This window comes from Streptomyces sp. NPDC006476 (assembly GCF_040612015.1).
Lineage (GTDB): Bacteria > Actinomycetota > Actinomycetes > Streptomycetales > Streptomycetaceae > Streptomyces > Streptomyces griseorubiginosus_B.
On record NZ_JBEXPK010000152.1, the window covers coordinates 1 to 8,545 of the forward strand.

The 8,545-nt window shown below is 68.7% G+C and carries 6 protein-coding genes and 1 pseudogene; 3 read left to right on the top strand and 4 right to left on the bottom strand.

Going from position 1 to position 8,545, the window contains the following annotated elements; translation table 11 throughout:
• Window positions 1-2: 2 nt before the first annotated feature.
• Both ABZZ74_RS51290 and ABZZ74_RS51295 read left to right on the top strand, forming a co-directional pair.
• Window positions 3-128: a LuxR C-terminal-related transcriptional regulator gene (locus ABZZ74_RS51290; protein ID WP_356951015.1), complete on the top strand. Its 126-nt coding sequence runs from the start codon at window positions 3-5 to the stop codon at window positions 126-128.
• A 90-nt stretch (window positions 129-218) separates the two neighbouring features.
• The gene (locus ABZZ74_RS51295) at window positions 219-1,016 is read left to right on the top strand and encodes an alpha/beta fold hydrolase (RefSeq protein ID WP_356951010.1); all 798 of its coding nucleotides are present in this window, start codon (window positions 219-221) and stop codon (window positions 1,014-1,016) included.
• Window positions 1,017-1,030: 14 nt separating this feature from the next.
• On the opposite strand, the gene ABZZ74_RS51300 is transcribed toward ABZZ74_RS51295, so the two are convergent.
• A complete protein-coding gene (locus ABZZ74_RS51300) occupies window positions 1,031-1,837 on the bottom strand; it encodes a shikimate dehydrogenase (protein WP_356951011.1) in 807 nt (268 codons plus the stop codon).
• Window position 1,838: 1 nt separating this feature from the next.
• Window positions 1,839-3,144: pseudogene (locus ABZZ74_RS51305) on the bottom strand (IS3 family transposase).
• 415 nt (window positions 3,145-3,559) lie between these two features.
• Between ABZZ74_RS51305 and ABZZ74_RS51310 the strand changes: the two are divergent.
• Window positions 3,560-5,983 carry a PQQ-binding-like beta-propeller repeat protein gene (locus ABZZ74_RS51310; protein WP_356951012.1) on the top strand — a complete coding sequence of 808 codons (2,424 nt, stop codon included), beginning with the start codon at window positions 3,560-3,562 and terminating at the stop codon, window positions 5,981-5,983.
• A gap of 709 nt (window positions 5,984-6,692) precedes the next feature.
• On the opposite strand, the gene ABZZ74_RS51315 is transcribed toward ABZZ74_RS51310, so the two are convergent.
• Entirely contained in the window at window positions 6,693-6,923 is a 231-nt protein-coding gene (locus ABZZ74_RS51315; protein WP_356951013.1) for a hypothetical protein, read from the bottom strand.
• A gap of 17 nt (window positions 6,924-6,940) precedes the next feature.
• Window positions 6,941-8,422: an IS5 family transposase gene (locus ABZZ74_RS51320; RefSeq protein WP_356951014.1), complete on the bottom strand. Its 1,482-nt coding sequence runs from the start codon at window positions 8,420-8,422 to the stop codon at window positions 6,941-6,943.
• Window positions 8,423-8,545: the final 123 nt, after the last annotated feature.

An 8,545-nucleotide genomic window follows, 5' to 3' on the forward strand; every position in this document is an offset into this window, starting at 1 on the left:
AGGTGGCCTCCCAGCTCTTCCTCTCCCGTCACACCGTGGCCTTCCACCTGCGCAAGATATTCCGCAAGTTGGACGTCGCCTCACGTATGGAACTGATCAGGGAGTGGGACGGCACCGGCAGGCACTGAGGGAAACGGTGCTGCATATTGCGCGGTCGCCGAGGATCCGACGGCAGGAGGACGAGTCGTGTGCCGGCCGAGGAAAGGAAGACGAATCGCATGACAGCCGTCAGGCGGGAGCCGAATGCGTGGATACGGCGTTTCCATCCGGCCCCGAAAGCTCGCACACGTCTGCTCTGCCTGCCCCACGCGGGCGGATCAGCCAGTTTCTACTTTCCGCTGTCCGCTGCGCTGTCGCCCGCCGTCGAGGTTTGCGCGGTGCAGTACCCGGGGCGCGGGGAGCGCCTCCATGAGACCGCCGTGGACAATCTGGGCACCCTGGCTGCCCACATCGTCGACGCGCTGGCTCCATGGCGGCAGGACCAGCTGGCGCTGTTCGGGCACAGCATGGGGGCCGCGATCGCCTTCGAGGTCGCGAGCCGGCTGGAAGCTGGCGGCATAGTGCCCACAGCCCTCTTCGTCTCCGCACGCCGTGCTCCCTCGCGACCTTCGCCCGGACGGGTCCATCTCATGAGCGATGGTGAACTGCGCGCGGAAATGGGGAGGTTGGGCGGAACGGACCCGCGGCTTCTCGATGACGACGAACTGCTGCAGCTGTTCCTGCCGGCCATGCGCAGTGACTTCAAGGCGATCGAGACCTACGTCCACCGTGGCGGTGCCGCCCTTTCGTGCCCCGTGTTCGCCCTCTACGGCGACCGCGACGCCGAGCTGATGCCGGACGACCTGGCGGCCTGGCGGAGCCACACCAGGGGAGAGTTCGAGCTGATGGAGTTTCCCGGCGGTCATTTCTACCTCAAAGACCAGTTACCGGCCGTTGCCGAGATTGTCTCGACCCGCCTGCAGCGGCCGCAGAGCCCTGCGCGGCTTCGGCAGGAGGGGCAACCGTACGGGGGATGAAGCGGCTGAGACGATCAGTCCGCAGGCGTAGCGGGGAGCCGGAAGAACTCCTGGTAAAGGGGGAGTTGGTGGCGCAGCATGTGGATGCCCGGATGGGTGGGCAGGCCCAGCGCGGTCGCAGCGCGCAGCAGGCGGGTCTCGGCGGGGCGCATGATGATGTCGGCGACCAGGGTGGCGGAGGGCAGCCGCGCCGGTTCGAAGGGGAGGGGGTCCGCTGGGCGCAGGCCCAGGGGAGTGGCGTTGACGGCGATGGCGGTGTCCGGTGCGGGAGGCCCGCAGGCCGCGAGGACGCGGCCCGGCCAGCGGGGTTCCAGGCGGGTCAGGAAGGCGGTGAGGCGTTGCGTGTCGGGGTCGGCGACATCGATCCGCCCGGCGCCCGCAGCCATCAGGGCTGCGGCCATGGCGAGGCCCGCGCCACCGGCTCCAGCCAGGGCGACCACGCGTCCGGTCCACTGATGGCCCTCCGCAGCCAGGCCGTCGACAAAGCCGGCGCCGTCGAAGTTGTCCGCGTACCAATGGCCATCCGGTTCGCGGCGAAGGGCATTGGTGCTTCCCAGCAGGGCCGCTGTGTCGCTGAGTTCGTCGGCGTGAGCGCACATGGGCAGTTTGTGTGGGATCGTCACCAGCATCCCGTCGAGGTTCGCGATCGGCTTCAGTCCGGCCACGATCGCGTCCAGTCGGTCCGCCGGGGCATGCACGGGCACCAGGACGGCGTCGACGCCGAGTCGGTCGAGGAGTGGGTTGAGCAGGGCGGGTGCCTGCGCCTGGACGATCGGGTCGCCGAGGACGCAGAAGAGCCGGGTACGGCCGGTAATGGCCATATCAGCGCCTTCCGTCGGGGGACCTGGGCACGCTCTGCAGCGGCCGTGCCGCGATCGACCCGGACACGTCGCGCACGAGTTCGGCCCCCTGCGGTCCGTCCAGGACGACGGAGAGGCCAGTGGTGGTCTTCTTGTCCAGTCGCATCAGGGCGAGCAGCGCACTGTGGCGCCTGCGGGCGTTGTAGTAGGTCAGCCACTGGAAGATCTCCAGCCTCGCCTGACGCATCGTCGAGAACGGCCTCTGGTGCATCGTCTCCCTCTTGAGTCCCTGCCAGAACGACTCGGCGAGGGCATTGTCGTAACTCGAGCCGACCCGGCCCATGCTCCTGCGGATCCCGTCACAGTCGCAGACCTGCGCGAACGCGGCAGCGGTGTACTGACCAGCGTGCCCCTGTCCGCATGAAAGATCACGCCGTCCACGTGGCCGCCGCGGGCCGCCACCGCCATCTTCAGGGCGTCGATGACCAGCTCGGCCCGCATACGGGTGGCCATCGAGTAGCCGAGCACCCGGCGTGAGCAGATGTCCAGGACGCAGGCGAGATACAGCCACGACCCGCCGACCTGCACATACGTGATGTCACCGCACCACTTCTCGTCCAGCTGCCTGGCGGAGAAGTCACGTTGGACGAGGTCCGGGGCAGGCGGTGCGAGGCGGTCCGGGACCGTGGTGCGTTTACGGCGCCGCAGATGGAGGCCCTCCAGGCCGTGCTTGCGCATGAGCCGCTCGACACGCTTGCGGTTCACCGTGTGTCCGAAGCCCCGCAGCTCAGCATGGACACGCCGCACTCCGTACGTTCCCTTGTGGCCGGGGTGGATCTCGCGGATTTCCGCGGCCAGGGCATCGTCGGCGGCCTGCCGCACCTCGCGGGCCTTCGCGCCGGCGATCCACCGGTAGAAGCCCGAGCGCGAGACCTGAAGCACCCGGCATATCCGCTGCACGCCGAAGTCGGCCCGGCTGTCGGAGATGAAGCCCCAGCGGAGGGTCATGCCCTCATCTCCTTCGCGAAATACTGGGCCGCCCGGCGCAGGATCTCCCGCTGGAGTTCCCACTCCTTCTCCGCCCTGCGTAGCCGGCCGTTCTCCGCCCGCAGCCGGGCCAGTTCCTCATCCCTGCCCTCGGCGACCGGCTCGTCGCGGTTGCCGCGGCCCGCCTGCTCATCGGCCTGGCGCACCCAACTGCGCAGCGTCTCGCCGGTCACCCCAACATCCGCCGCCACCGCCGCATACGTGCGCTTCCCACCCGCCGCGCGGTACAGCGCGACGGCATCGTTCCTGAACTCCGCCGGATACGGAGACTTCCGTCCCACCAGGACACCCTTCCTCGGATCTGCAAGATCCATTGTCAGAGTGTCCACACCACCGGGGTCACCTCAGACGGCGAGCGGTCATCTTCCACCCCCGGCAAGGCAGTTGACTTCTACCACCGGCCTACGACCACCCCGATTTGCCGTCAACCCATACCACCGCCGGATCTAACGAACTACCGGTAGAAGTCGTAAGCCTCTGCTGTGTGCGCATATCCTGACAGGGCGATCGTGTCCCACCATGCACTTCTCCCGGAAACCAGGGCAGCACCTGGGATGCCGGACGGGCGTCCTGGGAAGCCGGCCATGGCTCCGGGACGTGGGGGCGGTGGGGGAGAGGCCGCAGGGAGTCGCCTCCAAAACCGTCGCAGGCGGCCCGATTCGCAACCGTCATCACCGAGAACAGGCAGCTGAGGTAATGGAACCGCTGAGCCCGGATGATCCCGAGAAGCTTGGTCCCTACCGGCTTGTGGCACGGCTCGGCGCAGGCGGGATGGGGCGCGTGTACCTGGCCACCTCTCCGCGGGGGAGTGTCGTCGCGGTCAAGGCCATCCGCCCCGAGTTGACGGGGGACCGGAAATTCCACATCCGCTTCCGTCGCGAGGTGGAGGCGGCGAGTGTGGTTAGCAGCAGCTATACGGCACCGGTGGTGGACGCCGATCCGGATGGCGTCACGCCCTGGCTGGCCACGGCCTTCATACCCGGCCCGACGCTGGCGGAGGCGATCGCTGAGCACGGGCCGCTCCCCGTGGACTCGGCGCTCGCACTGGGCGCCGGCGTCGCCGAGGCGCTGATGGCCGTCCACGCCGCGGGACTGGTGCACCGCGACCTCAAACCGTCCAACGTGCTGCTCGCCACGGATGGCCCGCGCGTCATCGACTTTGGCATCGTCCGCGCGAGCGACGGCTACGACCTCACCCACTCTGGAGTCCTGTTCGGCTCCTTCGAGTACATGTGTCCCGAGCACGCCACCGGCGATCCGATAGGCCCGGAGGGGGACGTCTTCTCCCTCGGCTCGGTGCTCGCGTTCGCGGCGACCGGACGTGCGCCGTTCAGCGGCTCCTCGGTGGCCACGGTCCTCTACCAGGTGGTGCATGGAATACCGGACCTCACGGACGTGCCCGAGCCACTGGAAAAGATCATCAGTCTCTGTCTCGCGAGGGATCCGGACCTCCGGATCACCGCCGACCGACTGGCCGCCGCCTGCGCGCCCGGTGGCGTGGAACAGGTCCTGGGAGACAACTGGCTCCCGGCGCCGGTGACCGCGTCGATCACCCGCCGTACGGCGGCCATGAAGGACCTCGACAACGCACTGTGGACCCTGGATCCCGCCGTCCTGGCGCCCGCTGCCCAGGTCTCCGCTGCACAGCCTCCAGCGGACCCGGTCTCTGCCGGCGCGGACAGCTCACTGCCAGGAATTGCGGGGCCTGAGCACGGTGTGGAGTTTGTGCACGCTGCCGGGACTGGGGGCCTTGCGGACCAGGACCTGCCGACTTCCCCGACGGCGACGGCGATGGGCGCAGACGCCGGGGTGGGCGTCGCGGCTCCATATGCCGGAACCCAAGCCCATGGACTCGGGGCCGAATCCGGTCCCGGGGTAGGGACGATTACCGAGCCGCCCGGCCCGACCCACCCCACGTCACCCTCCCCCCGGAATCACCGCGCCCCGTCCTCGCGGCCAGGAGTTTCACGGCGCGCGATCCTCGCCGCGTCGCTTGGCACGGCGGGCGTCATCGGTGGCGGCGGCGCCGTACTGATCACCCGGAGCAAGGACGAAGGACAGGCCGGGCAGCCGATCGGCCCCGCTCCGAAGCCGTCCTGGACGTTCCGCAGTGATCCGCTGCTTCAGGCGCCGGCCGTCTTCGTCAACGGGACGGCTCTGGTGAAGACTCGCCCTGGCAACCTGGTCTGCCTCGACCTCAAGGACGGAACCCGGTCCAAGTGGGTCTACCGGGGCATTAGCCACTCCCCGACCCCGCCCCTGCTGGCCTACGGCGCGGTGGTCGCGCTCGGCTTGGGCTCGACGGTGATCGGCGTCGACCCGGCCGACGGCACCGAGCGGTTCACGCTGGATTTCGGACCCGACTTCCGGTTCGACACGCTCCTCGGCAGCGACGCCGACCATGTCGTCACCATCATCGGCCTCCGATTCCAACGCCAGTCCGACGGGGAAGGAGCCGCGACGTCGTCAGAGGCGGTCTTCGGCACCGACCTGCAGGCCCGGCGGACCTCCATCATCCCGATCAGCCCGGAGGACGTCGGGATCACGCTGCAGCCGGTCATCCTCCCCGGAGCGTTCGTGTACGCCGACGGTCTGCGCAATGTGACGGTCCGCAACACCGACGACAGCTCCGTACGTTGGAAATACCCCGTCGGCTACGACCTTCGGCCGGGTCTGGCGGTGCTCGACCAGACCGTGTTCGCCATCGGCCGCGAACTGATCGCGCTGGACCTCGCCAACGGCAGGCTCCGCTGGCGGGTGAAGGCGGATCACGGCCAGTTCGCATCCCTCGGCGCCGCCCGCGGTACGGTGTACGTCACCGGCACCGATCCGCACGGCGTCTACGCCTTTGACGCTCAGACCGGCTCCCGGCGCTGGTTCTGCCCGACGCCCCGCCTCAATGTGGACCACCCGGTCGTCACCGGCCCCCACGCGATCTACGTCCAGGCCTTCGAGAACAGACACGGCTTCTATGCGATCGACACCGTCCGGGGCCGGATCCTCTGGAACTTCACCGACGGTCGGGAAACCGGCGTCAACGACTGGCAACTCGCGTGTGACGAAGGGGGACACCTGGTGGCCCAGCACTTCGACCGCACGTACAGCCTGCCGACGTCCTGAAGCCGCTCGAGTGGTGCGGGAAGCTGGCCGACGCGATCCGGTCGTTGGAGTTGCGTGAGCGTGCGGTACGGATGTACCACACCTCCGACCCGAAGCCGTAGATCAAGAGCTTGCTGCCGATCTCGGCGTGCATCGGTCGCGCTGGACGAGGTCCGGGCGGGCGGTGCGAGCCGGTCCAGGACGGTTGTGCGCTTGCACCAACGCAAGTGGCGGCCCTCGATCTGAAGTTCCACCGCGGACTGGACACAATGCCGGAAAGTTAGGGCTTGCAGAAGAACAACACGCTGATGTCCGATTCGCGTGCGCCGTCATGTGGTACGCGGCTCGCTGAGTTGCAGGATCTGCCTGACTGCGGTCACGGACGCCACGCTCTGCAGCGAAGGCTGACGCCGTATCTTTCCCGGTCGCCGAGGCCTACCACAACGATCGGCCCCAGAACCGGAATCAGCGTGTTGTTCTTCTGCAAGCCCTAGCGTGTCCTTGGCCGCTCTTCCTGGCCGGACGCCCCGGGGCCAGGCTGGCCGCCGCGTTGAATATCCGAGGGGTGTATCGGGCAGGCGGTCTGGTCAGCCCCGGAATCTGCTCGGTGAACGTTACTGCCGAGCAGGCCGAGTTGAACACTTGAACCGGCGCACGTTCAGCTCGATCACGACGGCTGCGCCGCCGAGCGGTGCATCGGAGACCTGGCGGACGCAGCGGCCCCCGCCCGTCAGGGGCTTGCTATGTCGAAGCCGTACCGCAGCGGCTCGCTGTCCACGCCGTAGTCGCGGCGGTAGACGTAGACGCCTTCTGCCCGCAGCCCCTGCGGCGCGCCCTCCACCCGGCAGGGACAGGTCACTTGAATCACCCGCGGCCGGTCGGAGACCTTCATCCGCAGTCCGTCCGCGGGCCCTCCGTCGAGCACCGCGGTCTCCCATCCCGTCACGCCGGTCGTCTTCACAGGCGTCAGTTTAAGCCTTACGCAAGTGCGTAGGCGCGGGGCGTGCGCCGAAAGGGGGTCGCCAACCCGCCTAGTGTCCTGCGCCAGAAATGATGAGAGTAAGTGCGTTGTGGCAAAGGGAGTCCCTGTTCGATGAGCAGGGGCTTCTTCGTGTGCGGGGCATGATCGGCCGGGGGTAGGGGCAGGCAGCGGGCGGCTTGTTGTGGATCGAGGAGGGTGCGATGCCGTCGGTGCTGGGGTTGATGGAACAGCGTGAGGCGCGGGCGAGGCGGGATCTGGAGTCCTGGACGGAGTTCCTGGAGCAGGCTCAGGCGGAGGTGGATGCCGCGCGGGAGCGAGTCGAGCGGGCCCGGGTGGGGCGTGAGGAACTCGTGTCGGTGCTGGCCGAGGAGAGCCCGGTGAATGCGCCGGTTTCCGTGCCGTCTGGTGGTGAGAAGGCTGCCGCCGTGGGATCGAGCGGCCCCGGCGCGGGGCATGGCGAGAGGCCGCCGGTGTGGCGGTCGGGCATGGGCGAGGAGGTGCTCAGCGGCCTGTATCGGGAGGTGTTCGCCGCTGCGGTGGCCGCTTCGGGGCAGGTGAACGGGGTGGAGTTGACGCGGGCGGTGGGCCGGGAAGCGGAGATCAAGAACGAGGTGGAGAAGATCCGTCACCGTGCCTACGTGCTGGAGAAGCGGGGCTGGCTGGTGCGGGCGAAGGACGGGCGGTTCATGCCCGCGCCCGGAGCAGTCGGGCAGGGCGTTCTCCGGCCAGCGCGGAGCGTCCCCGGCCAGGCGCCGGGACAGCCTGATCACGGCGGCCCACCACACCATCTGGGCGTGGTGGTCGGGGCGGCGTTCGTGGTCGCGGTTGAGGCGGCGTGAGCGGGAGAGCCAGCTCAGCGTGCGTTCCACTACCCACCTGCGGGCCAGTACGACAAATCCGCGGTGTCCATCGGAGCGGCGCACGACCTCGATCCGCACTCCGTGATGGGCGAACGCCTTCGCCAGCGCCGGACCCTGGTAGGCGCTGTCGACCCACACCAGCTTCAGCAGCCGGCCCGGCTGGTCCATGAACGTCTCCAGCAGCGCGGGGGCGGCCTTGGAGTCGTGCACATCGGCCGTGGTCACGGTGACCTCCAGGAGCAGGCCCTCGATATCGGTCAGGATGTGACGCTTGCGCCCGTCGCGTGACTTGCCGCCGTCGTATCCGCGACTGTCCTCGCCCACGGTCTCGGAGGCGTCCACCGACTGACTGTCGATGATTGCCGCACTGGGCTCGGCGTTGCGGCCTGAGCGTTCCCTCGCCGAACGGCGCAGGCGTTCGTACAGCTCACGCACGTAGTCGCAGGCCCGCCAGCGGCGGAAGAAGTCGTAGACCGCCCGCCAGTACGGGAAATCGACCGGCAGAGCCGTCCACTTCACACCGTTGTCGACCAGGTAGCGCACAGCGTCGAGTATTTCGCGATGACAGTACGCCTCCGGACGCCCGCCCCCCTTGAGGAGCCAGGCCGGCACCGGCATCGCCGAGCGGACCTCGGCCCACTCCGCACCGACGGATGCCCCCGTCGTACCGGGAGTTCCTCGAGGTCAGCGACGGGTGGCGGCATGCGGGTGGGTTCGTGTGGCTGCTGGCGGGGACCGAGG